Annotated in this window: 20 protein-coding genes; 14 read left to right on the forward strand and 6 right to left on the reverse strand. The window is 69.7% G+C overall.

What is annotated here, in order from left to right; translation table 11 throughout:
* Positions 1-30: 30 nt before the first annotated feature.
* The 4 genes from mptB to IG75_RS0112555 all read left to right on the forward strand — a co-directional run bounded on the left by mptB (position 31) and on the right by IG75_RS0112555 (position 4,645).
* Complete coding sequence (gene mptB, locus IG75_RS0112540; protein ID WP_373863743.1) at positions 31-1,752, forward strand: polyprenol phosphomannose-dependent alpha 1,6 mannosyltransferase MptB; 1,722 nt, start codon at positions 31-33, stop codon at positions 1,750-1,752.
* Complete coding sequence (locus IG75_RS0112545; RefSeq protein ID WP_030521412.1) at positions 1,749-2,681, forward strand: ABC transporter ATP-binding protein; 933 nt, start codon at positions 1,749-1,751, stop codon at positions 2,679-2,681. The genes mptB and IG75_RS0112545 overlap by 4 nt, the downstream gene beginning before the upstream one ends.
* A gap of 132 nt (positions 2,682-2,813) precedes the next feature.
* Entirely contained in the window at positions 2,814-3,605 is a 792-nt protein-coding gene (locus tag IG75_RS0112550; protein ID WP_030521413.1) for an ABC transporter permease, read from the forward strand.
* Between the two features lie 65 nt (positions 3,606-3,670).
* Entirely contained in the window at positions 3,671-4,645 is a 975-nt protein-coding gene (locus tag IG75_RS0112555; RefSeq protein ID WP_030521414.1) for a COX15/CtaA family protein, read from the forward strand.
* 199 nt (positions 4,646-4,844) lie between these two features.
* On the opposite strand, the gene IG75_RS0112560 is transcribed toward IG75_RS0112555, so the two are convergent.
* Positions 4,845-6,077, reverse strand: a complete 1,233-nt coding sequence (locus IG75_RS0112560; RefSeq protein ID WP_030521415.1) for a PucR family transcriptional regulator — start codon at positions 6,075-6,077, stop codon at positions 4,845-4,847.
* Between the two features lie 138 nt (positions 6,078-6,215).
* Complete coding sequence (locus IG75_RS0112565) at positions 6,216-6,566, reverse strand: hypothetical protein (RefSeq protein ID WP_030521416.1); 351 nt, start codon at positions 6,564-6,566, stop codon at positions 6,216-6,218.
* Between the two features lie 137 nt (positions 6,567-6,703).
* Between IG75_RS0112565 and IG75_RS0112570 the strand changes: the two genes are divergently transcribed.
* On the forward strand, positions 6,704-7,669 hold the full coding sequence (locus IG75_RS0112570; protein ID WP_030521417.1) for a quinone oxidoreductase family protein: 966 nt from the start codon (positions 6,704-6,706) through the stop codon (positions 7,667-7,669).
* A gap of 21 nt (positions 7,670-7,690) precedes the next feature.
* On the opposite strand, the gene IG75_RS0112575 is transcribed toward IG75_RS0112570, so the two are convergent.
* Positions 7,691-8,293, reverse strand: coding sequence for a TetR/AcrR family transcriptional regulator (locus IG75_RS0112575; RefSeq protein ID WP_030521418.1), 603 nt, complete (start codon positions 8,291-8,293; stop codon positions 7,691-7,693).
* A 96-nt stretch (positions 8,294-8,389) separates the two neighbouring features.
* Between IG75_RS0112575 and IG75_RS0112580 the strand changes: the two genes are divergently transcribed.
* A complete protein-coding gene (locus IG75_RS0112580) occupies positions 8,390-9,817 on the forward strand; it encodes an FAD-dependent monooxygenase (protein ID WP_030521419.1) in 1,428 nt (475 codons plus the stop codon).
* Positions 9,818-9,888: 71 nt separating this feature from the next.
* Here the strand turns inward: IG75_RS0112580 and IG75_RS0112585 are convergent, their stop codons facing one another.
* On the reverse strand, positions 9,889-10,878 hold the full coding sequence (locus IG75_RS0112585; protein ID WP_030521420.1) for a heme o synthase: 990 nt from the start codon (positions 10,876-10,878) through the stop codon (positions 9,889-9,891).
* A gap of 349 nt (positions 10,879-11,227) precedes the next feature.
* On the opposite strand from IG75_RS0112585, the gene tkt reads away from it, so the two are divergent.
* The 5 genes from tkt to pgl are packed head-to-tail and all read left to right on the forward strand — an operon-like array spanning position 11,228 to position 17,805.
* The gene (tkt, locus tag IG75_RS0112590) at positions 11,228-13,369 is read left to right on the forward strand and encodes a transketolase (RefSeq protein WP_030521421.1); all 2,142 of its coding nucleotides are present in this window, start codon (positions 11,228-11,230) and stop codon (positions 13,367-13,369) included.
* 6 nt (positions 13,370-13,375) lie between these two features.
* On the forward strand, positions 13,376-14,584 hold the full coding sequence (gene tal / locus IG75_RS0112595) for a transaldolase (protein WP_081876835.1): 1,209 nt from the start codon (positions 13,376-13,378) through the stop codon (positions 14,582-14,584).
* 5 nt (positions 14,585-14,589) lie between these two features.
* Positions 14,590-16,164 carry a glucose-6-phosphate dehydrogenase gene (gene zwf / locus IG75_RS0112600; RefSeq protein ID WP_030521423.1) on the forward strand — a complete coding sequence of 525 codons (1,575 nt, stop codon included), beginning with the start codon at positions 14,590-14,592 and terminating at the stop codon, positions 16,162-16,164.
* The gene (gene opcA / locus IG75_RS0112605; protein ID WP_174561181.1) at positions 16,161-17,072 is read left to right on the forward strand and encodes a glucose-6-phosphate dehydrogenase assembly protein OpcA; all 912 of its coding nucleotides are present in this window, start codon (positions 16,161-16,163) and stop codon (positions 17,070-17,072) included. Before zwf ends, opcA begins: the two co-directional genes overlap by 4 nt.
* Complete coding sequence (gene pgl / locus IG75_RS0112610) at positions 17,062-17,805, forward strand: 6-phosphogluconolactonase (protein WP_030521425.1); 744 nt, start codon at positions 17,062-17,064, stop codon at positions 17,803-17,805. Before opcA ends, pgl begins: the two co-directional genes overlap by 11 nt.
* Here pgl and IG75_RS0112615 read toward each other — a convergent pair.
* Positions 17,797-18,330 carry an anthrone oxygenase family protein gene (locus IG75_RS0112615; protein ID WP_051714541.1) on the reverse strand — a complete coding sequence of 178 codons (534 nt, stop codon included), beginning with the start codon at positions 18,328-18,330 and terminating at the stop codon, positions 17,797-17,799. The genes pgl and IG75_RS0112615 overlap by 9 nt on opposite strands.
* Before the next feature lie 86 nt (positions 18,331-18,416).
* Here IG75_RS0112615 and IG75_RS0112620 point away from each other — a divergent pair, with 86 nt between their 5' ends.
* A complete protein-coding gene (locus IG75_RS0112620; RefSeq protein WP_030521427.1) occupies positions 18,417-19,022 on the forward strand; it encodes a TetR/AcrR family transcriptional regulator in 606 nt (201 codons plus the stop codon).
* Positions 19,023-19,242: 220 nt separating this feature from the next.
* On the opposite strand, the gene IG75_RS0112625 is transcribed toward IG75_RS0112620, so the two are convergent.
* Positions 19,243-19,965, reverse strand: a complete 723-nt coding sequence (locus tag IG75_RS0112625; protein WP_030521428.1) for a TetR/AcrR family transcriptional regulator — start codon at positions 19,963-19,965, stop codon at positions 19,243-19,245.
* 75 nt (positions 19,966-20,040) lie between these two features.
* Here IG75_RS0112625 and IG75_RS0112630 point away from each other — a divergent pair, with 75 nt between their 5' ends.
* Both IG75_RS0112630 and IG75_RS0112635 read left to right on the forward strand, forming a co-directional pair.
* Positions 20,041-20,355 (forward strand): DUF1330 domain-containing protein, encoded by a 315-nt coding sequence (locus IG75_RS0112630; protein WP_030521429.1) that lies wholly within the window; start codon positions 20,041-20,043, stop codon positions 20,353-20,355.
* Positions 20,356-20,637: 282 nt separating this feature from the next.
* On the forward strand, positions 20,638-22,878 hold the full coding sequence (locus IG75_RS0112635; protein ID WP_425600713.1) for a thiamine pyrophosphate-dependent enzyme: 2,241 nt from the start codon (positions 20,638-20,640) through the stop codon (positions 22,876-22,878).
* Positions 22,879-22,950: the final 72 nt, after the last annotated feature.

The following is a 22,950-nucleotide window of genomic DNA, read 5'->3' on the forward strand; positions in this document are numbered from 1 at the left end:
AGCGCCCCCGGCGAACTAGTCTCGGTGACCGTGGCAGGACAGGCAGGCGCCCCGGGCGCAGTGGCGTCGCGCGAGCAGCGCGCACTGAAACTGGTGCGGCGCGCCCTCGGGCTCGACGTCCCGCCCTCGGATCACACCATCGCGATTCTGCACAGCGACGAATCCGAGGTCCCGGGGCTCGACCGCCGGGAGCGGGCCCAACTGGACCGGATCCGGCTGATGGGCGCCACCGGCACTGTGCTCATGGCGATCAGCGCCCTCGGTATCGGCGCGCAGCCGGTGCACCAGAATCCGACTTCGGGCATGCGGGTGCTGGGTATTTTCGCGCGGGCGCACACCGGATCACTGGCCATGTGCATGGTCGGCACGGTGACCGTGGTGCTGGCATGGCTGCTGCTGGGGCGGTTCGCCGTCGGCGGGATCGGCGGTTCCCCGCGGCACCGGCTCACCCGGCGCCAGTTCGACCGGACACTGCTGCTGTGGATCATCCCGCTGTGCGTGGCGCCGCCGATGTTCAGCAACGACGTCTACTCCTATCTGGCGCAGAGCGAGATCGCCGCCCGCGGGATCGACCCGTATCAGGAGGGCCCCGTCGCCGGGCTCGGTATCGACAATGTGCTCACCAACAATGTCCCCAACATCTGGCGTGAGACACCCGCGCCCTACGGACCGCTCTTCCTGTGGATAGGCCATGGGATCGCCGAGCTCACCGGGGAGAACATTCTGGCCGGGGTCTGGGTGCACCGGCTGCTGGCCCTGGCCGGGGTGGCGCTGATCGTCTGGGCGCTGCCACGACTGTCCGTGCGCTGCGGGGTGGCGCCGGTGAGCGCACTGTGGCTGGGTGTCGCGAACCCGCTGGTGCTGTTCCACCTGATCGGCGGGGTGCACAACGACGCGCTCATGCTCGGCCTGATGCTGGCCGGCCTGGAGTTCATGCTGCGCGCGATCCACGGGGTCCCCGGAGACGGCGGGCCACCTCCGCTGGACGGCCGCGGCTGGACCCTGCTGGTGGGCGGCGCGGTCGTGATCAGCCTGTCGTCCTCGGTGAAGGTCACCTCGATCATCGCGCTGGGCTTCGCGGGAATGGCCCTGGCCCGCCGCTGGGGGCCGGCGCTGCGGCCGATCCTGGCCGCGGCCGGATTACTCGGCCTGATCGCGGTGGTGGTGACCGTGGTGATCAGCATGGCGAGCGGTCTCGGGTTCGGTTGGCTCTACACCCTGAACACGGCGAACGCGGTGCGCAGCTGGATGTCGCTGCCCACCGCCCTGGGCATCGTCACCGGATTCGGGGGCGTCCTGCTCGGCCTCGGCGACCACACCACCGCGCTGCTCAGCATCACCCGGCCCATCGCCGCCGTGGTGGCGGGTTTCATCACGGTGCGAATGCTGGTCGCCACCTGGACCGGACGCCTGCATCCGGTCGGCGCGCTCGGGGTCTCGCTGGGCGCGATCGTGCTGCTGTTCCCGGTCGTCCAACCCTGGTATCTGCTGTGGGCCATCGTGCCGATGGCGGCCTGGGCCACCCGGCCCGCGTTCCGCGGCCCGGCGATCGGCATCTCCGCGGTGGTCAGTGTGATCCTCATGCCGCGCGGCGCCGACCTCGAGGTGTTCCAGATCGTGGGATCGGCGGTGGCCACCGTGATCGTGTCGCTGCTGTTCATCGTGGTCACCCGGAACTCACTGCCCTGGCGGGCGCAGCAGGGGGTGTCGGCCCCGTCACAGCCGGCCGGGGCCTACGGTGGGACCTCGTGACCGCTTCCCGGGTGCCCGCCGTACAGGTGGACCACGTCGCCAAACGCTACGGCGAGACGATCGCGGTGGACGGTATCGGTTTCACCATCGAACCCGCACAGGTTTTCGCCCTGCTCGGCCCGAACGGCGCCGGCAAAACCACCACGGTGGAGATGTGCGAGGGCTTCGTCCGCCCGGATTCGGGGCAGGTGCGGGTCCTGGGCCTGGACCCGATCGCCGATTCCGAGCGGCTGCGCCCGCGGATCGGAGTGATGTTGCAGGGCGGCGGCGCCTATCCGGGCGCACGTGCCGGAGAGATGCTGGATCTGGTCGCCTCCTATTCGGCGAACCCGCTGGACCCCGCGTGGCTGCTCGGCATGCTCGGCCTGGCCGACCACCGCCGCACCCCCTATCGCCGGCTCTCCGGTGGTCAGCAGCAGCGGCTCTCGCTGGCGTGCGCGCTGGTCGGCCGCCCGGAGATCGTCTTCCTCGACGAACCCACCGCGGGGATGGACGCACAGGCCCGGATCCTGGTGTGGGAGTTGATCGACGCACTGCGGCGCGACGGTGTCAGCGTCCTGCTCACCACCCATCTCATGGACGAGGCCGAGGAACTGGCCGATCACCTGGTGATCATCGACCACGGGCGCATCGTCGCCTCCGGTACGCCGGCCGAGGTCACCGCGCACGGTGCTGCCGGACAGTTGCGTTTCGCCGCGCCACCGCATCTGGACCTGGACCTGCTGCAGTCGGCGCTGCCGGAGGGATTCGCGCCGAAGGAGACCAGCCCCGGCTCGTATCTGGTGGAGGGCGAGATCAACCCGCAGGTGCTGGCCACGGTGACCGCCTGGTGCGCCCGGGTGGACGTGCTCGCGACCGATATCCGGATCGACCAGCGCCGGCTCGAGGACGTCTTCCTGGAACTGACCGGACGGGACCTGCGCGCATGAGGCGATACCTCCGCCTTCGCTACGGCCTCCGCGGACCGCATCCATCAGCTTCGAGGGAGGCCTTGTGATGCGATACCTCCGCCTTCGCTACGGCCTCCGCGGACCGCATCCATCAGCTTCGAGGGAGGCCTTGTGACCAAGCCGGAGCTGACGGCCAATCGGTTCGAGCCGGGTACTTTCGCGCCCGCGCCCCGGCCCGCGCCGCGGGTGGCCATGTTGCTCGCGCAGACCCGGCTCGATCTGGTGCTGTTGCTGCGCAACGGCGAACAGCTGCTGCTCACCATGTTCATTCCGGTGACGCTGCTGATCGGGCTGGCGCTGTTGCCCTTCGGCGACATGGGCCCGGACAAGATCGACAAGATCGTACCCGCGGTGATGATGGTGGCGGTGATGTCGACCGCGTTCACGGGCCAGGCCATCGCCATCGGTTTCGACCGCCGCTACGGGGCGCTCAAGCGGCTGGGCGCCACTCCCCTGCCGCGCTGGGGGATCATCGCGGGTAAGAGCGGGGCGGTCCTGCTGGTGGTGATCCTGCAGGCGGTGCTGCTGGGCCTGATCGGGGTGGCGCTGGGCTGGCGGCCGACACCGCTGGGGTTGCTGCTGGGCGCGGTGCTGATCGCGCTGGGTACCGCCACATTCGCGGCGATGGGCCTGCTGCTCGGCGGCACGCTCAAGGCCGAAGTGGTGCTGGCGCTGGCGAATATCCTCTGGTTCGTCATGCTCGGTATCGCCAGCGTGGTCTTCGCCTCCGACGAACTGCCCACCGCGGTACACACCCTGGTGCGCCTGGTCCCTTCCGGTGCGCTGGCGGTCGCGCTGGAACACGCGCTGAGCGGCGGCGTCGACTGGCTGGGAGTGGGCGCGCTGATTGTCTGGGGTACCGGCGCGGCCCTGCTCGCGGCCCGCTGGTTCCGCTTCGAATGATCTTCCACGACACGTTGTAGTAGTCCGGGTGCGGGCCGGCGGTGGCCGCCCGCTACCATCGGAACGTGCTGTATCGCGCATTCCTGCGACTCGTCGACCGGCTGCCGCTCCCCTCGCGGCGCACCCAGCTGCTGATCGCGCTGGCGGTGATCGCTTCCCAAGCCGGCATCGCCGTGACCGGCGCGATCGTCCGCGTCACCGCGTCGGGTCTGGGCTGCCCCACCTGGCCGCAGTGCTTCCCGGGAAGTTTCACCCCGATCGGGGTCTCCGAAGTGGCCGTGCTCCATCAAGCGGTGGAGTTCGGCAACCGCATGCTCACCTTCGCGGTGACACTGTGCGCGGCACTCATCGTTCTCGCGGTCACCCGGGCCCGGCGGCGGCGGGAAGTTCTCGTCTACGCCTGGCTCATGCCCGCCGGCACCGTCGTACAGGCGATCATCGGCGGTATCACGGTGCTGTCCGGGCTGCTGTGGTGGACCGTCGCGCTGCACCTGCTCGCATCCATGCTCATGGTGTGGGTGGCCTCGGTGATGTACGCGAAGATCGCCTCCCCCGACGACGGTGTCGACACCGTCCGTGCGCCCGCGCCCCTGCGCTGGTTGACCGCACTGAGCGGAATCGCCCTGGCCGGGGTGCTGATCGCGGGCACACTGGTGACCGGCGCCGGCCCGCATGCCGGCGACAAGAGCATCGAACGCCCGGTGGCCCGGCTCGAGGTGGAGATCGTGACGCTGGTGCATCTGCATTCGCAGCTGCTGATCGGCTACCTCGCGCTGCTGATCGGTCTCGCCTTCGGACTCTTCGCGACCGGTATCACCAAGCCGGTGCGCGACCGCCTGTTCGTTCTGCTCGGGCTGGTGCTCGCGCAGTCGATGGTCGGCATCGTCCAGTACTTCACCGACGTCCCGGCGGCGCTGGTCGCGATCCATGTCGGTGGCGCGGCCCTGTGCACCGCCGCGACCGCCGCGCTGTGGGCGTCCCTGCGTACCCGGGAACCCCTACCCGCCCCGGTCGTGGAACCGAGCGCCCAGCCGGCCTGAGGCGACCGCGCCGGAAGGTCGGCCGGACTCGCCTGAGCTCGGTCACCGGTCGCGTCGTTCGGCCGTGCGGATTCCCCGACCCCGCCGAGCCACTGCGGGCGGCTCGCATCCGTGATCACCGAACAGTCCGGCCGCCACGGATACACGTGACTACCCGGCTCGCGACGCCTCCCCGAACGGGCATCGCCGCCGGGCCGCCTCAGGTCGCGCTCGGCCCGTTCTGGTAGCTGCGCGCCACCAGCGCCGAAGTCAGATACCACAGACCCGTGGGGATCGCCGGATCGAATCCGGTGAGCATCCGGACCCGTTTGAGCCGGTAGTCGAGCGTATTGGTGTGCATATGCATCAGCCGGGCGGTGCGCTGCCGATTGAAATTGTTGGCGATGTGCTGGCGCAGCGTTTCCAGCAGTTCGGGATGTTCGTCGAGCGGATCGAGGATGGCGCTCAGGTGCTCGCGGGCCGGGCCCGGCCGGGTGATCTGGAATTCCAGGGCCAGATCGGTGAACCGGTGCAGACCGCCGCCGTCGGTGATGCGCTGCACGGTGTCGAGGAGTTCATGAGCGCGGTCGGTGGCATCGGGGATCTCGGCGGTGGCCGCGGTGACGACGGTGCCCGTGACGGGCACCTGCGCCGCCTGCGCCAGGCGCGCGATCAACTCGTCCAAGGTGTCCTCGGGGAAAGCGTCCGCGGGCAACAGCACCGTGCCGCCGTCGATACTGAGCAGCGACAGCGCCTTCTCCCCGCAACTGCGGGCGAGCTCGGCCTGGACGCGGCGCAGTTTGCGCCGGGCGACGATCCGGCCGTCGACCTGCGGCGCGGATTCGTCCGGATGCGGCGCCAGCGCCAACGCCAGCACCTGGTACGCCTCGGCGATCTCGATCCCGCATTCCCGGGCCATGGTGGCGGTACTGTGCCCACCGAGCAGCGCGGAGGTCAGCGTGTGCACCGCGGTGTGGTGTTCGGAGACCACCCCCCGGTATTCGCCGACATAGGCCAGCGCCACCTCCGAGGTGATCGTGTCCAGGATTTCCAGCATCCGGCGGGCGGTGTCGACCAGGGTCGCCGAATCGGCCGGCCCCGCGGTGACCATGATGCGATCGAATCCGAGTTTGAAACCCTCGTGGATGGCATGGTTGATCGTGTCGATCGGGATGCCCTCGCGAGCCCATTCGGCGGCGGCTTCCCGGACCTGTTCGATCTTTTCCGGCAGCTCGCGGCCATCGAGCCGGCTCACCGTGAGTTCCAGGCAGAGCCGGGTGACCGCGGTGACATCGCCCTGGAGCGCGTCGCCCGGAAGGGTCCCGCAGGGCGCCACGTGTTCGACGAAATGACCGACCATCTGACGCGACAGGGTCGATACGTCCCGCAGGTGGTTCGAGATCGGACGGCCGGACACCGTGAGTCTGGAACGGGTCGGACTGCTGACCGTCATATCGGCTCCTTCTACCCCGGGGCTGACGCTCGAGGCACTAACGGTAGCGCGAACCGGTTACTCGTCAGTAGTTTTTGATCGGGAAACTGTTCGAGCTACCTGCGGCCCGGGCGCGCGACCTGTGAGCACCCACAGGTGTCAGTTCTCGTTGCGAGCCTTCGGAAATCGTGTCTGACCGGCGACCCAGCCGGCCATCTTCGCCCAGTGACCGGTCCGCGGCGTGGTACGTGCCACCAGATCGCGTTCCCAGCCCTCGGCGGCGGTGAGCCCATCCACCGCGTCGATCACAGCCTGCGCGGTGGCGGTATCGGCGACCATCCGATCTCCGAGAACACCGTCGGAACCGACCAGGGTGAGCCGCACACCCCGGCGGCCCACCGGCTGCGGCACGGCCTCGGCCGAACCCCCGTGCGCGGCGACGAACTTACGCACCGACTCGACGATCTCCCGGGGAGCGGCGACGGTGGCGGTAACGGAATCTGCACTCATGGCGAGGAGTTTACCGGCGAGTAGGTCGGCGCCGCCGGACCCGGTCCGAACCACCCGGTCGCCACGGCGGCGGCCTTCGGCACCGCCGCGGCGGACCCCTGTTTTCCGGGTGCGGGCACCGGTGTAGAACTGGACCCATGCGCGCGATCCAGGTAGACCGGCACGGCGGTCCGGAAGTGCTGACCCTCGCCGAGGTTCCCGATCCGGAGCCCGGGCCGAATCAGCTACTGGTCGATATCGATGCCGTCGGCGTCAATTTCATCGATACCTATTTCCGCACCGGTACCTATCCGCGCCCGGTGCCCTACATTCCGGGTTCCGAGGGCACCGGAGTGGTGGCCGAAATCGGCTCCGACGTCACCGAATTCGCGGTCGGCGACCGGGTGGCGTGGGCGGCGGGGCCGAGCAGCTACGCCCCGCGCGCGGTGGTGGACGAGGCGGTCGCGGTCGCGGTACCCGGCGATATCGATCCGGCGGTGGCGGCCTCGGCCCTGCTGCAGGGTATGACGGCGCACTATCTGATCGAATCGGTCTACCGCCCTGAACCGGGCGAGACGATCCTGGTGCACGCGGGCGCCGGCGGGGTCGGGCTGCTGCTCACCCAGCTGGCCGTGGCGCGCGATATCCGGGTGATCACCACGGTGTCCACCGACGAGAAGGAGGCCCTGTCGCGCGGCGCCGGCGCCTGGGAGGTGCTGCGCTACGGCGACGATCTCGCCGAGCGGGTCCGTGAACTGACCGGCGGCGAGGGTGTCGCGGCGGTCTACGACGGCGTGGGCGCGGCCACCTTCGACGCCAGCCTCGCCGCGCTGCGGGTCCGCGGCACGCTGGCACTGTTCGGCGCGGCCAGCGGCCCGGTCCCGCCGGTCGATCTGCAACGGCTCAACGCGGCCGGGTCGGTATTCGTGACCCGCCCCAATATCGCCCACTACACCCGCGATCGCGCCGAGCTGGACTGGCGGGCCGGCGATATCTTCGAGGCCGTCGCCGACGGCTCGCTCACCGTCCGCGTCGGCGCCACCTATCCGCTGGCCGAGGCCGAACAGGCGCATCGCGATCTGGAGAGCCGTAAGACCACCGGCTCGATCGTGCTGCTGCCCTGATCCGTTCGACCGGGCGCGGTCTCAGTAGTCGCGCCCGGTCAAGCCGCGATAGACGAAGCGCGTCAGGCTTGCCACGGCTTCGTCGTCCGCGATCTGCACCGCGCCGTCCTCGACCCCGGCCGCGATGGCCTGGACGAGATAGAACATCATCGCCAGACTGGTGTCGACCGTGCCGGGCAGCGTCATCCCCTGCGCCATCAGACCGTCCAGATGGTCGGCGATATCCCGGCGCTGTTCCGCGCCGAATTGCGCTATCTCGCGGGCGAATTCCTCGTTGACAAGGGCAGCCTGCCCCATCGCCCGCATGATCACGGCGTGCTCGCGGGCGAAGTGCCAGAAGCCGGCGATATGGAACCGGACGGCGTCGGGGTCGCTGAAATCCGGATTGTGCTCGGCCTGCCCGGCCTGTTCGTCCCCGGCCTCCCCCAGATCGGCGAGCAGCGCCCGGAGCAGTTCTTCTTTGCTCGCGAAATGGTTGTAGAACGACCCCGCCGACCGGCCTGCCGCCGCCGTGATGTCGGTGATCTTGGTGTTCAGATAGCCGCGCTCCGCGAAGACCCGCCGCGCGGCCGCCTTGAGCGCCAGCTCTGTTTCTTCCGCCCGTTCGCGCCGGCTCGATCCCACCGACCTCACCTCCTTGACACGGCAACCTACCAACCTCAATACTGAATGTAGATTCACTGAATCTAAATTCACTCAACTTGTCGATCAGGAGCTCTCATGTCGCCTTCCGTCCTCATCGCCGGCGCCGGCCCCACCGGCCTCACCCTCGCCCTGGATCTGGCCCGCCGGAACATCGCCGTGCGTATCGTCGACAAGGCCGTCGAGTTCTGCCCCGGATCGCGCGGTGACGGCATCCAGCCGCGGTCGCTCGAAGTGTTCGACGATCTGGGGGTACTCGAGGCCGTGCGGGCAGCGGGCGCCCCGGCGCCGGTCATGCGGGCCTATTTCGACGGGCAGCCGGTCGGCGAGCACCGGATGGCCGAGCCCGTCGATCCCACCCCGGCGGTCCCCTACCCCAACAGCTGGTTTCTCGGACAGGCGCAGACCGAGGCGATCCTGCGGACCCGGCTGGCGGAGTTCGGTGTGCGGGTAGAACTCGGCACGACGCTCCTGTCGTTCACCCAGGACGACTCGAGTGTCACGGCGCGCCTGTCGAGCGACCGGGGCACGGAAACCCTGCGGGTCGCCTACCTGGTCGGCGCCGACGGCGGCGGCAGTACCGTCCGTAAACAGGCAGGGATCGCGTTCGAGGGAACCACCGACGAATCACTGCGGATGCTGCTCGGTGATGTCCGGGCCGACGCCCTCGACCACAACTACGGCTACTGGTTCGCCGCAGCCGCCGAGCCGACCCGGGGCGTCGCGCTGTCGCCGCTTCCGGGCGGGCGTCATTTCCAGTTCGCCGCGCCCTTCGCCGACGGCACCGAACCCACCCTGGAGACATTGCAGACAGCCATCGATCGCTGGTCGGGACGCAGCGATATCACCCTGACCGATCTGATCTGGACAACGGTCTGGCGGCCCAATATCCGGCTCGCCGGGCGATTCCGGGCCGGGCGCGTGCTGCTGGCGGGCGACGCCGCGCATGTGCACCCGCCCACCGGCGGGCAGGGTATGAACACCGGCCTCCAGGACGCCTACAACCTGGGCTGGAAACTCGCGGCCGCGCTGGCCGGCGACGAGGAGCCGCTGTGGACCTACGAACCGGAACGCCGCACGGTCGCGGCCCGGGTGCTCGGTATCAGCTCCGCGCTGCTCGGCAAGCTCGTCGACGGGGCGGAAGACGCCATGGAACGCGGCGCGGAGACCCGCCAGCTCGACATCAGCTACCGCGACCCGGCCGACACCCGACCCGTCGCGGCCGGCGACCGCGCCCCCGACGCGCCGCTGAAAGGTGCCGATGGCCGGCCGCTGCGGCTGTTCGATCTCTTTCGCGGGCCGCACGCGACCCTGCTCTGCTTCGGCGCCACGGGCGAGTTGCCCGGGTTGCCCGGCACCCGGAGTTATGCGGTGGTCGAGCCGGGCGCCCCGGTCTCCGGTCCCGCGGTGATCGACGTCGAGGGTCACGCCCGCGCCGCCTACCACGCCGGCGCGGGGACTCGGATCCTGATTCGCCCGGACGGCTATATCGGGCAGGTCGGTTGACGGCGGACCGACTCCGGCAGGCCACCCCGAAAGCAGGCGCCGGTGCGGCTCACCAGGGTGGTGCCGGGGGTTCAGCCGAAGAAGACGTCACCCAGCGTGGTCCAGCCGAGTACCGAATCGACGGCCAGGCCGCAGAACACCACCGCGAGGTAGTTGTTGGACTGGAGGAACAGCCGCAGCGGTTTGACCGATTCGCCCCGGCGCACCCCGGCGTAGAGCTGGTGGGCCATCAGCAGGAACCAGGCGCCGGCGACCAGGGCCACCGCCGTGTAGATCACCCCGGTGGCCGGGACCAGTGCCAGCGTGGTGAGCACGGTCAGCCAGGTGTAGATGACGATCTGTTTGGTGACGGTCCGCTCGGTGGCGACCACCGGCAGCATCGGCACCCCGGCCGCGCGGTAGTCCTCCTTGTAGCGCATGGCCAGCGCCCAGGTGTGCGGCGGCGTCCAGAAGAAGATCACCCCGAACAGCGCCAGGGCGGGCCAGCCGATGGTGCCGGTGACCGCCGACCAGCCGACGAGCGCGGGCATACACCCGGCCGCGCCGCCCCAGACCACGTTCTGCGAGGTACGCCGTTTGAGGCCGAGGGTGTACACGAAAACGTAGAACAGGATGGTCGCGACGACGAGCACACCGCTGAGCAGATTGGCCTGCCACCACAGCCAGGCGAACGAGCCGATACCCAGGACGACCCCGAAGACGAAGGCGTGCGAGGTCGGGACCGCGTCTCGGGCGAGCGGCCGTTTGGCGGTCCGCTTCATCACCTTGTCGATATCGGCGTCGGCGACGCAGTTGAGCGTATTGGCGCTGGCCGCGCCCATCCAGCCGCCGAACAGGGTGGCCAGGATCAGCCGGATATCGACCGTGCCCCGGTCGGCCAGCAACATCGTGGGGATGGTGGCCACCAGCAACAGTTCGATGACGCGCGGTTTGGTGAGCGCGATATAGGCGAGCGGACGGCGGGCGACGCGGGCGAGTTTCTCACTGCCGAGGACGCGGTCCGCGGGTGCCGGAGCGGAATCGTGGGCGCCGCCGACCCCCGTGTCATGACCGATCCGCACTATCTCTCCTCGCACGCTGTGCTTCCGCATCCGGTTTGGGAAGGAGCAGCGCGCGGCTGCGACGCGGCTACTACTACAGACGATGGTAGACCCACGCCCGGTGCGCGCCGCCGCTCGCCCCTGCGCTCGACCCGGACGCCGCGCTCCCCGGGTGTGCCGGTGCGGCCGGACACCGCGGCCATCCGGGGAACGACCGGCTCGCGCGACTGGCCGGGGGGCGTGCACCGGGGGCGGCCGGTCGCAATTAGGGTAGGGGGTGTATGCGGCGCCACAGTCACCGCGCCGCACCGGTTCGCCACCCCGCCCGCCCCCAATTTCGACGCCTCGAAATGTCAGGAGAAACACGGTCGTGTCAGTGACAGACGACATCCGCGCCCTCACCCAGCCGCACCTTCCGGACGACTGGACGGATCTGGACACCAAAGCTGTCGACACCGTCCGGGTCCTGGCCGCCGACGCGGTGCAGGCCGCGGGCAACGGCCACCCCGGTACCGCCATGAGCCTGGCGCCGCTGGCCTACACGCTGTTCCAGCGCACCATGCGGCACGACCCCGCCGACCCCGAGTGGGTGGGCCGCGACCGGTTCGTCCTGTCCTGCGGACACTCCAGCCTGACCCTCTACATCCAGCTGTACCTGGCCGGTTTCGGCCTGGAACTCGACGATCTGCGCAACCTGCGTAAATGGGGTTCGCTGACACCGGGCCACCCGGAGTACCGGCACACCAAGGGCGTGGAGATCACCACCGGCCCGCTGGGCCAGGGCCTGGCCTCGGCGGTGGGTATGGCCATGGCCGCCCGTCGTGAGCGCGGCCTGTTCGACGCCGAAGCCGAGGCCGGGGCCAGCCCGTTCGATCACCACATCTACGTGATCGCCTCCGACGGCGATATGGAAGAGGGCGTCACCTCCGAGGCCTCCTCCCTGGCGGGCACCCAGCAGCTCGGCAACCTGGTGGTGATCTACGACGACAACAAGATCTCCATCGAGGACGACACCACCATCGCCTTCACCGAGGACGTGGCGGCGCGGTACGCGGCCTACGGCTGGCATGTGGAGGTGGTGGAGGGCGGCGAGGACGTCGTCGCGATCGAGTCGGCGCTGGCGGCGGCCAAGGCCGAGATCGGTAGGCCGTCGCTGATCCTGCTGCGCACCATCATCGGTTACCCGGCCCCGAACAAGATGAACACCGGTGCCGCGCACGGCGCCGCGCTCGGCCCCGACGAGGTGGCCGGCACCAAGCGCGCCCTCGGTTTCGATCCCGAGCAGAGCTTCCAGGTCGCCGACGAGGTCATCGCGCACACCCGCAAGGCCGCCGAACGCGGCGCGCGGGCGCACGCGGACTGGACCGTCGAGTTCGACGCCTGGGCCCAGCGCGCACCCGAGGCCAAGGCGCTGTTCGACCGGCTGTTCAACGGACAGCTGCCGGAGGGCTGGGACAAGGGCCTGCCCACCTGGGAGCCCGACGCGAAGGGCCTGGCCACCCGGAAGGCTTCGGCCAAGGTACTGAGCGCCCTGGGCCCGGTGCTGCCGGAGCTGTGGGGCGGATCGGCCGACCTCGCCGAATCGAACAACACCACCATCCCGGATTCGCTCAGCTTCGGCCCCGAGGCCATTTCGACCGGTATGTGGAAGGCGAGCCCCTACGGCCGGACCCTGCACTTCGGCGTCCGTGAGCACGCCATGGGTTCCATCCTCAACGGCATCGCCCTGCACGGCCCCACCCGGCCCTACGGTGGCACCTTCCTGGTGTTCAGCGATTACATGCGCCCGGCCGTCCGCCTGGCCGCGCTGATGCGGGTGCCGGTCACCTATGTCTGGACCCACGATTCGATCGGTCTCGGCGAGGACGGTCCGACCCACCAGCCCATCGAGCATCTGGCCGCGCTGCGCGCCATCCCGGGTCTTTCGGTGGTGCGTCCCGGCGACGCCAACGAAACCGCCTACGCCTGGCGCACCGTGATCGAGAAACACAGCGGTAAGCACAATTCCCCGTTCGTCTCCAGCGACGCCGTGGGCACCGGCGGCCCGGCCGCACTGGCCCTGACCCGCCAGGACCTCCCGGTCCAGGAGGGCACCAGCCTCGAGGGCGTCGCCAAGGGCGGCTACATCCTGGCCGAGGCCTCCACCGGCGTACCGCAGGTGATCCTGATCGGTACGGGCTCCGAGCTCCAGCTCGCCGTCGCCGCCCGCACTACGCTGGAGGAGCAGGGCATCGGTACCCGGGTGGTCTCGATGCCGTGCGTGGAGTGGTTCGACGCGCAGGACAAGGCGTATCGCGACGAGGTGCTGCCCCCGGCGGTCGCCGCGCGCGTCGTCGTCGAGGCCGGTATCGCGATGCCGTGGCACCGGTTCACCGGCGACGCGGGCGAGATCGTTTCGATCGAGCATTTCGGCGCCTCGGCCGATTACAAGACCCTGTTCCGCGAGTTCGGCTTCACGCCGGAGGCTGTCGTCGCCGCTGCGCAGCGCACGCTCGACAATGTGAAGGGATAAGGGCCCATGGCACAGAACGAGAACATCGCCGCCCTGGCCGCGGCCGGGGTATCGGTGTGGCTGGACGATCTGTCCCGCGATCGGATCAATTCCGGCAACCTGGCCGAACTGATCGCTACCCGCGGGGTCGTCGGAGTCACCACCAACCCCACCATTTTCCAGGGCGCCCTCAGCAAGGGCCATGCCTACGACCAACAGGTCCGTGAGCTGGCCGCCCGCGGCGCCGATGTCGACGCCGCGATCCGCACCATCACCACCGATGACGTCCGCGCGGCCTGCGATGTGCTGGCCCCGGTGTTCGAACGGACCGGCGGAGTCGACGGCCGGGTCTCCATCGAGGTGGATCCGCGGATGGCCTTCGACGCCGACAAGACCGCCGCCCAGGCGGTGGAACTGTGGAAGATCGTCGACCGGCCGAACCTGTTCATCAAGATCCCGGCCACCGAGGCGGGCCTGCCCGCCATCACCGCGGTGATCGAGGAGGGCATCAGCGTGAACGTCACGCTGATCTTCTCGGTGCAGCGCTACCGGGCGGTCATGGGTGCCTACCTCGACGGGCTGCGCAAGGCGCGGGTCGCCGGGCACGATCTCGGCAAGATCCATTCGGTGGCGTCGTTCTTCGTCTCGCGGGTGGACACCGAGATCGACAAACGCCTCGAGGCGATCGGCACCCCGGAGGCGCTGGCACTGCGCGGTAAGGCCGGCGTGGCCAACGCCCGCCTCGCCTACGCCGAGTACGAGGACGTTTTCGCCCCGGGCGGCAACCACGTCTCCACCTACAATCACCTGGCCTCGGCCGGGGCCAACCGGCAGCGGCCGCTGTGGGCGTCCACCGGTGTGAAGAACCCCGACTACCCGGACACCCTCTACGTGACCGAACTGGTCGCGGCGAACACGGTGAACACGCTGCCGGAGAAGACGCTCGAGGCCGTCGCCGATCACGGCGAGGTCCGCGGCGACACCGTCTCCGGTACGGCCGCCGAAGCCGCCGAGGTCTTCGATCGGCTGCGGGCTGCCGGTATCGATCTCGACGACGTCTTCGCCGTGCTCGAACGCGAGGGCGTGGACAAGTTCGAGAAGTCCTGGGAGGAACTGCTGGAGGCCACCACGGCCGAACTCCAGTCTGCTGTATCGACGGCGTCCTCCGCGGGTCCCTCCGTGGCCACGCAGGCTACCTCCTCCGGGCCCGACGCTGCGGACGCGGGAGGTAACTGACTCAGATGGCCGGCGCTCCGGAGAGCACACAGACGGCATCCGGCACACCGTGGCGTAACCCGCTGCGGGACGGCCGGGACAAACGGATTCCGCGGATCGCGGGCCCGTGCAGCATGGTGATCTTCGGGGTGACCGGAGATCTGTCCCGGCGCAAACTCATGCCGGCCATCTACGATCTGGCGAACCGGGGGCTGCTGCCCCCGGGTTTCGCGCTGGTCGGATTCGCCCGCCGGGAGATGTCGGACCGGGATTTCGGCGATATCGTGCACGAGGCCGTCCGCGAACACGCGCGCACCCCGTTCCGCCAGGAGGTCTGGGACCATCTGGCCGAGGGATTCCGGTTCGTACAGGGGACCTTCGAGGACGGCGAGGCGTTCGGCCGCCTCGCCGAAACCCTCGCCCGGCTCGACGACGAGCGCGGCACCGGCGGTAACCACGCCTTCTACCTGTCGATTCCGCCGAACACCTTCCCGGTGGTGCTGGACCAGCTGCACCGCCACCGGCTGACCAGTTCGGCGGCCGCACTCGGCCGCGCGCCATGGCGGCGGGTCGTGATCGAGAAGCCGTTCGGGCACGATCTCGACAGCGCGCACGAGTTGAACGCCCTGGTGAACCGGGTGTTCCCCGAGGAGACGGTCTTCCGGATCGACCACTATCTCGGCAAGGAGACGGTGCAGAACATCCTGGCGCTGCGTTTCGCCAACCAGCTCTTCGATCCGATCTGGAACGCCAACTACGTCGACCACGTCCAGATCACCATGGCCGAGGACATCGGTCTGGGCGGCCGGGCCGGGTACTACGACGGTATCGGCGCCGCCCGCGACGTGATCCAGAACCACCTGCTGCAGTTGCTCGCGCTCACCGCCATGGAGGAGCCGATCAGCTTCGAACCCCGTCAGTTGCAGAACGAGAAGATCAAGGTCCTCTCGGCCACCAAACTCGTGGAACCGCTCGATGAGACCACCGCCCGCGGCCAGTACGCGGCCGGCTGGCAGGGCGGCCAGGAAGTGGTGGGCCTGCTGGACGAGGAGGGTTTCGATCCGCAGTCGCGCACCGAGACCTACGCCGCGCTGACCCTCGAGGTCGATACCCGGCGCTGGGCGGGCGTGCCCTTCTATCTGCGCACCGGGAAACGCCTCGGCCGCCGGGTCACCGAGATCGCGGTGGTGTTCAAACGCGCCCCCCATCTGCCCTTCGATCAGACCATGACCGAGGAGCTCGGCGAGAACGCACTCGTCATCCGGGTGCAGCCGGATGAGGGCATCACCATGCGGTTCGGGTCGAAGGTGCCCGGGTCGTCGATGGAAGTGCGCGATGTGAACATGGATTTCAGCTACGGCGAGGCGTTCACCGAATCGTCCCCGGAGGCCTACGAGCGGCTGATCCTGGATGTGCTGCTCGGCGAGCCCTCCCTGTTCCCGGTCAACGCGGAGGTCGAATTGTCCTGGCGCATCCTGGATCCGGTACTGGCCCACTGGGCCGCCGACGGGAAACCCGAACAGTACGAGGCCGGGACCTGGGGCCCGGATTCCGCCGACGCGATGCTGGCCCGCACCGGCCGGGAATGGCGGCGGCCGTGATCATCGATATCCCCGACACCACGACCGGCGCGGTCACCAAACGCCTGGTGCAGCTGCGCGAGAGCAACGGTGTGATCACCATGGGCCGGGTGCTGACCCTGGTGGTGTGCACACTGGACAGTTCCGAGGCCGAGGAGGCCATCGACGCCGCCAACGACGCCAGCCGCGAACACCCCTGCCGGGTGGTGGTTCTCGCACGCGGCGACCGGTCGGCACCGACCCGGTTGGACGCGCAGATCCGCGTCGGCGGGGACGCCGGCGCCGCCGAGGTCATCGTGCTGCGCCTGCAGGGGCAGCTGGTGAATCACGAGAACAGTGTGGTGATCCCGTTCCTGCTGCCCGATACCCCGGTGGTGGCGTGGTGGCCGCGGGGCGCCCCGGACTTCCCGTCCCGGGATTCGGTGGGCCGGTTGGCGACCCGGCGGATCACCGACGCCACCTTCGCCCCCGACCCGCAGGCGACCATCAAGAAACGTCGCGGCTCCTACGCGCCCGGTGATTCCGATCTGGCGTGGAGCCGGATCACCTATTGGCGGGCATTGCTGGCCGCCGCGATGGACGAACCACCGTTCGAGCCCGTCCAGTCGGTGTCCGTCTCGGGTCTGCGCGACGAGCCCGCGCTGGATATGCTCGCGGGCTGGCTGGCCCGGCGACTGGGCTGCCCCGTGTACCGGCAGACCGGGGAGCTGCGGGTGGAGTTGCGCCGGAAGTCGGTGTCCATCGCCATCGCCCGCCCGCAGACCGGTGTCACCGCCACCCTGACCCGCACCGGCGATCCCGTGCAGCGAATTGCGCTGGCGCGCCGCGAGACCCGCGACTGCCTGGCCGAGGAATTGCGCCGGCTGGACGCGGACGAGATCTATGCCGAGGCCCTGGCCGGAATCGAAGGGGTTACCTATGACCACTAGCTCCGCAGCCGCCGTCGAAATCCATGCCGACGGTGACGCCCTGACCACCGCCGCCGCCCGGCTGTTCGTCGAGGTCCTGGTGGCCGCGCAGGCCGAACGCGGTGCGGCGTCGGTGGTGGTGACCGGCGGCGGGACCGGTATCACCCTGCTCGAGAAGGTCCGGGACGATCCGGGCGCTCTCGACTGGTCGAAACTCGATGTGTTCTGGGGTGATGAACGTTTCGTGCCCGCCGGGGATCCGGAGCGCAACGAACTCCAGGCGCACCGGGCGCTGCTGGACCACGTCCCGGTGGACCCGGCCCGGATCCACGCCGTGGCCACCTCCGACGGCGAATACCCCGACCCCGTCGAGGCCGCCGCCGAATACGCCACCGCCGTACGCGCCCATCTCGCCGCCCACGGCGCGTTCGACCTGCACCTGCTCGGGATGGGCCCGGATGGGCACATCAATTCGCTGTTCCCCGGTCATACCGACGCGATCGGAGAGGAACACGAATACGCCGTCGCGGTCACCGATTCCCCCAAACCACCGCCGGTGCGGGTCACGCTGACCTACCCGGCGATCCGCCGTTCCCGTCATGTGGTCCTGGTGGTCTCCGGCTCCGGGAAGGCCGAGGCCGTCGCGGCGGCGGTGAACGGGGCCGAGCCCTTGGAGGTCCCGGCGGCCGGCGCGCACGGTGCGGAGTCGACCACCTGGCTGCTGGATGAGGACGCCGCCGCCGGATTACGCTGACCGCGGCTCGACGGTCGCCGGCGGTTGCGCGCGCACCGCGGGAGCGGTGGCTGCGTTCGAGCTGCCGGCCCGGGCGGTGGTGAGGACGACGCCGATCGCCAGGACGAACGCTGCCAGCGCGCAACCGGTCCGGAGGAAGTGGAACATCTCCCAGCGGTGCAGGACCTCGGCGTAGTCGGCCGGTGGAGTTCCCACGGCCCACTGCTTGATGTGCTGGTTGATCGGGACGTTCCCGAATCGGGTCACCAGGAAAGAGGTGATCACGAGCGCCGACGCGCAGCCGGCGAGCAGGCGCAGCCGCCCGCTCGATCGCACGGCCAGCACCAGTGTGCTCAATACGGCAAGACCCATCAGCGACTGCACGACCGGACCGTTCACCCGCATCAGCGCGGTATGGAACGTGAAACGGACGTCGAGCGGGACCTCACGAAACGCGTACAGCACGTTCACCGCCCCGTAGCCGAAGGCCCCGGCCAGCAATCCGGGAAACAGGAGCGCAGCCGCGCGTATGGGTGTCGACCACATCGGAAACTCCCTTTCGGTATCGCAACAGTGAGTTGCGTTATCGTCAGCATGCCCGCCGTTCGCAGATAACGCAACAAGGAGTTGCAATGAATGCCGCATCCCTCGGCCGCGGGCCCAAGGTTCGCGCCGCCGTCTTGGCCGCGACCGTCGCCGAGCTGGGTGAGCACGGATATGCCGCGTTCACCATCGAGAACGTCGCGCGGCGCACCGGCGTGCACAAGACCACCGTCTACCGCCGCTGGCCCGACCGCGACACCCTGATCACCGAGGCACTGAGCGAGAGCGTCGCCACGGAACTCCCCATTCCCGACACCGGTTCGATCGACGACGACCTACCCGCGCTGGCCCGCGGCCTGGTCGAATGGATCACCAGCCCGGCCGGCCGGGCGGTCCTCGCGGTGATGCCGACCGGGCCCACCGGCGCACCGACCCCGTCGGATCCTGTTCGGCACGTCTTCCGGGACCGCATCCGCCGAGCGCTCCCGCCGGTCGCCCGGGCCGTCGCGCGCGGTGAGCTGCCGCCGCACACCGATCCCGCCGAATTGATCAAAGCCCTCGTGGCGCCCATCTACTTGCGAGTCGCGATCACCGGCGAAAAGGTGGACGACCGCACCGCCGACAGGGCGGCGGCGGTGGCGCTCACCGCCGCGCGCGCCGGCCTCTTCGCCGAGGATCCGCCGCCACGACGGTGACCGCCGGAATCCACATCTCGGGCACCATGTCCGGCCGAATACCCCGGACGCTTCCGACTGCCCGGGCGCGAACGGAATCGCGTCGGCGACGGCACACCGCACACCCTGTCGCCGGGTTCCGCGCCACCGGGCGTCGCGACCAGCAGGAGCCGCCGGGACGCGGTCGCCGGGAGGGCGAGCGGGACTCGGGCGGCACCCGGCGTCGGTCCGGGATCGTCTCTCAGTCGGTCGGCGTAGCTCCCGGGCGGGGCAATCCCAGCGATGCCACGAGGTCCAGCATTTCCGCATGGTGCAGCGCCGCGGGATCCCGCGCGACCGGATGGATATGGCCGTCGATCTCCAGGGCCACCAAACCGTGCATACGACCCCACACCCGGAGTGCCAGCGCCGCCGTGGCCGGGGTCACCTCCGGGATGTCCTCGCGAACCTTCGCCACATAGTCGGGGTGCAGCTCGGCCCAGGAGCTGCTCTCGGACAGTGACGGTTCGGTGGCGGCCACCAGCCGGGTGAGTTCGCGGCAGACGCGGCGCGCGGCGCGGTCCACCGGGCCGTCCTCCGGCGGACGGTAGCCGGGGACGGGTTGCCCGTAGAACAGCCGGAATCCTTCCGGGTTCGCCAGCGCCCAGGTGCGCAGCGCACGACCCCAGGCCACCAGTCTGCCCGCCGGATCGCGCTCGGGCACGGCGTCGACCGCCGACCGCAGTGACGCCGCCAAAGATTCGCCGATACCCCGGATCAGCGCGGTGATCAGATCGTCCCGGGTCGGAAAGTAGCTGTAGATGGCACGCGCGGTCATGCCCATCTCCCGGGCGATACCGCGTAGCGAAATCGCGCCCGGCCCTTCCTCGGCCATCTGTCGCAGCGCGATCGATTCGATCTCGCGCGTGGTTTCCGCGCGCAGCCGCGCCCGGCGGCTCGGCACGCCCGTATCGGTCTCGACCACCTTGACAGGATACAGAGCATCAATACTCTTATCCGTGTCATTACTACACGCCGTGTACTAACAGATCGGAATCGTATGCCCGCCTATGTGATAGCCAATGTGGAGGTCCTCGACGAGGAGGCGGGCCGGGCCTACGCTCCAATCGCCCAGCAGTCGATACTCGAATACGGCGGCCGCTACCTGGTCGCCGGGCCCACCTCCGGCACCGTCGAAGGCAGCTGGGATCTACCCCGGCTGGTGATCATCGAATTCCCCCATATGGACCGGATCCGGGAGTGGTACGAGTCCCCCGGGTATCGCGAAGCCCGCCGGATCCGCGAGGGCAAGATGCGGATACGCCTGCTGTTCATCGAGGGCACCCCGCCCGAGGGCTTCACACTCCCGTCCTGAGTCCACGGTCGGCGGGGTGATGATCTGACATCAGTCCGGACGCGCCGAACATCGCCCGGCGTCCGGGGGCCCGAAAACAGCCACCACGCCGGGCACCGGCCAAGAGCACCTGCACCGGGCGCACAGCGGCCGCGTGGTCATCTGTTCCAGGGCGACCCGGAGACACAGACGATCCGCAGCCGCGGCAACGGCGCACCCGAGCGGTGCGACACGATGCGGTCCGGTAAACCACCCGGTCACCGATTCCGCCCCCTAGGCTGGTGCGGTGAGGACCCGGTGAGTATCCAGGACCCCGACCAGCGGTTCCGCGCGGAGATCGCGGCGCTGCGCGCCCCCGCGCCGACGCACTCCGATCAGGCCCTGCCCCCGGGGTTCACCGGGCCGGACTTCGTGGAGTTGTTCGAGGCCCAGGTGCTGAGCCGGCAGGCCGATCTCGCCGCACGGCGGCTGGGTGCGAGCGGGCGCGGCTTCTACAGCATCGGATCGTCGGGACACGAGGGCAATGTCGCGCTGTCGGCGGCGACCCGTATCACCGATCCGGTTCTGCCGCATTATCGTTCGGGCGCCTTCTTCGTCCATCGCGCCCGCCGTGCCGGCGTGACGGACCCGGTGCGCGATATCCTGCTGGGCGTGGTGGCCGCCGCGACGGACCCCATTTCCGGGGGCCGGCACAAGGTGTTCGGCAGCGCGGTGGCCAATATCGTCCCGCAGACCTCCACCATCGCCTCGCAGCTGCCGCGCGCGGTCGGGCTCGCGTTCGCCCTCGAGCGCGCCGACCGGCTCGGGGTGGCCTGTCCGTGGCCGTCGGACGCGGTGGTGCTCTGCGGTTTCGGAGATGCCTCGGCCAATCATTCGACCGCGACGGGCGCGATCAACGCCGCCGTCCACACCGCACATCTCGGCGTTCCCGTCCCGGTGCTGTTCGTCTGCGAGGACAACGGAATCGGGATCAGTGTGCCCACCCCGCCCGATTGGATCGAGCACGCTTACGGGCGCCGGCCGGGCCTGCGCTGGTTCGCGGCCGACGGCTGCGATCTCCGCGACGCGGTGGCCGGCGCCCTGGCGGCGGTGGACTGGGTACGCGCCCGACGCCGTCCGGCGTTTCTGCATCTGCGCACGGTACGACTGTTCGGGCACGCCGGATCCGATGTGGAGAGCGCCTACCGCGACACCGCCGCGATCGAAGCCGGCCTGGCGCGCGATCCGGTCACCGCTACCGCGCGACTCCTGATCACGGCCGGTATCCGTACCCCACGCGAACTGCTCGACCACTACGACCGCCTCGCCGAGCAGGTCGCGGCGACCGCGGGCGAGGTATGTGACGAACCCAAACTCGCCACCGCGAACGAGGTACTCGCATCGCTGGCCCCGGACCCTCCGGACGACGAGGCACCGCGGCGGAACCTCCGCGCGCCGGTGACCGCCGGGCTGTCCCCCGCGCCCCGCCCGGCAGCGGACGAGCCCCGTGCCACAACGGAGGCCGAGGACAAGGCGGACAGCGCGCCCCCGCAGACCCTGGCGCAGGCGATCAACCACACCCTCGCCGACCTGCTCGCCCGCGACCCCGATGTACTGGTCTTCGGCGAGGATATCGCCCGCAAGGGCGGTGTCTACGGTGTGACCAGAGGGCTGCGCAAACGGTTCGGTCCCCGGCGGGTGTTCGATACCCTCCTCGACGAGCAGAGCATCCTCGGCACGGCCCTGGGCGCCGGGCTCGCGGGATTCGTACCGATCCCGGAGATCCAGTACCTGGCCTACGTGCACAACGCGCTGGACCAGTTGCGCGGCGAGGCGGCGACCCTGTCCTTCTTCTCGGCCGGCCGCTACCGCAACCCGATGGTGGTGCGGATCGCCGGCTACGCCTACCAGCGCGGATTCGGCGGACACTTCCACAACGACAATTCCGTTGCCGCGCTGCGCGATATACCCGGCGTGATCGTGGCGTCGCCGGCCCGGCCGGACGATGCCGCGGCCGCGCTGCGCACCTGCGTCGCCGCCGCCCGCGCGGACGGCCGGGTCTGCGTTTTCCTGGAGCCCATCGCCCTGTACCACACTCGCGACCTGTACGAACCCGATGACGGGCAGTGGGCGGCGGCCGGTGCGGAAACCGTCTCCGCGCCGATCGGCCGGGCCCGCGTCTACGGCGAGGGAACGGATCTGACAATCGTCGCCTTCGCCAATACGGTGCCGATGAGCCTGCGCGTGGCCCGCCGCCTCGCGCGCCGCGGTATCGGTGCGCGCGTCCTCGATCTGCGCTGGCTCGCCCCGCTCCCGTACGCCGACCTGATCCAGCACGCCGCGGCCACGGGGCGGGTCCTGGTCGCCGACGAGACCCGGCGCAGCGGCGGCGTCTCCGAATCCGTGTGCGCGGCACTGGTGGACGCCGGTTTCACCGGCACACTGGCCCGGGTCACCAGCGCGGACAGTTTCGTACCGCTGGGGCCCGCCGCCGCGACCGTCCTGCTGAGCGAGGCCGATATCGAGGCCGCCGCCGACCGTTCGCTCTTCCCGGGCCGGGCGTGATCCACCGCCGCGCCACAGGTCAGCGGTCGATACCGCGAATCTTCTGTGCGCCTGCCGGGTTCACCACCCGGG

Source organism: Nocardia rhamnosiphila NBRC 108938, assembly GCF_000720425.1.
In the GTDB taxonomy this organism is placed as follows: domain Bacteria; phylum Actinomycetota; class Actinomycetes; order Mycobacteriales; family Mycobacteriaceae; genus Nocardia; species Nocardia rhamnosiphila.